Here is a 1,146-nt window from a genome sequence, read left to right as displayed (position 1 = left end):
TCGGAATACTGCCGTGCACTGCCGTACCTATGGAAGAGCTGTGCGGGCTTTCGGGAAGCACGACGCATGTCTGTTGCGTGGGCCTCGTGATCCGCGTCGATCATGCGCGCGTGTCACCCGGATGGGGGCGATTCTTGCAGCCCGTTCATGCTGAGGGTCCGTCATGTTCTGCGTTCGCCGTGAGGCGGGGTCGTCGCTCGTGCGGGGGTGTCGCGCGGCATCCGCTCGGTCTACGCTGAACGGAACGGCGCCGGTGCGTCGCAGGGGCGGAGGGGTGCCGCGATGGCCGATCGAACGAGTGCGAACGAGCGGATGCCCCGTGCCGGGCGCCGCGCGGTGCTGCCGTTACTGCTCGCCGTCGCGGCCGGCACGCTCGCGCTCGCCGGATGCTCCGCCGGCACCGACACGCTGCCCGCGCCGGTCGTCGTCGAGATCGCCGACATCGACGGCGAGACGATCGAGGTGGTCGACGGCAACGTGATCGACCTGACGGGTGACGACGAGACGTACGCCGACTGGGACGCCGACATCGAGGACCCGACGATCGTCGAGTTCACGCCGGGCGGTGACGACGGGAGTGCGCAGTTCAATCCGGGACTCACGGCGCTCGCCGTCGGATCGACCGCGGTGACGCTCGAGAACAGCGAGACCGGCGAGACGGTCGCGTTCACGGTCGAGGTCGTGCCGGCGACATCCGGCTACTGACGCCCTCAGCCGAGGAGCAGGTTCCGCAGCTGGTCGGCAGAGTGAACGACCGCCATGGCGTCGGCCGCTTCGTCGGGTGAGCCGTAGCCCCACTCCACGAGGATCGTGGGCACGCCGTTCGCCAGTGCCCCGAGCGTGTCGTAGCCGCGATCACCGACCATCACGGCGTTCTCGGTGTCGACGCCCGACGCCTGCAGTCGGCGCAGCGCCTCGGCGACGACGTCGGCCTTCGTGCTGCGCTGCTCGTCGTCGCTCGCGCCTGCGATCTCGGTGAAGTACTGGCTGAGACCTTGGTGGTCGAGCACCCTGCGGGCCATCGACTCGGGCTTCGAGGTTGCGAGCGCGATCGGGATGCCTGCGGCGTGCAGCCGCTCGAGCACACCGGCGACGCCCGGGAACACGGGGGAGCGCAGCACGTGGTCGGCATAGTGCTCACGGTAG

General features: G+C 69.5%; 2 protein-coding genes. One reads left to right on the top strand and one right to left on the bottom strand.

Features of this window, described 5'->3' with window-relative positions:
* Positions 1 to 282: 282 nt before the first annotated feature.
* The gene (locus tag ACFWWU_RS37380) at positions 283 to 705 is read left to right on the top strand and encodes a hypothetical protein (RefSeq protein WP_384153708.1); all 423 of its coding nucleotides are present in this window, start codon (positions 283 to 285) and stop codon (positions 703 to 705) included.
* A gap of 5 nt (positions 706 to 710) precedes the next feature.
* Here the strand turns inward: ACFWWU_RS37380 and ACFWWU_RS37375 are convergent.
* Positions 711 to 1,146, bottom strand: a 436-nt coding sequence (locus ACFWWU_RS37375; protein ID WP_384153705.1) for an HAD family hydrolase, incomplete at its 5' end; no start/stop codon positions are given.

The organism is Streptomyces sp. NPDC058650 (genome assembly GCF_042717315.1).
Classification (GTDB): Bacteria; Actinomycetota; Actinomycetes; order Streptomycetales; family Streptomycetaceae; genus Streptomyces.
This window is presented reverse-complemented; position numbering and strand designations above follow the sequence as displayed.

Bases quoted from the DNA above. Each gene is read 5' to 3' on its own strand.
- ACFWWU_RS37380 (WP_384153708.1), top strand. From the start codon at position 283: ATGGCCGATCGAACGAGTGCGAACGAGCGGATGCCCCGTGCCGGGCGC.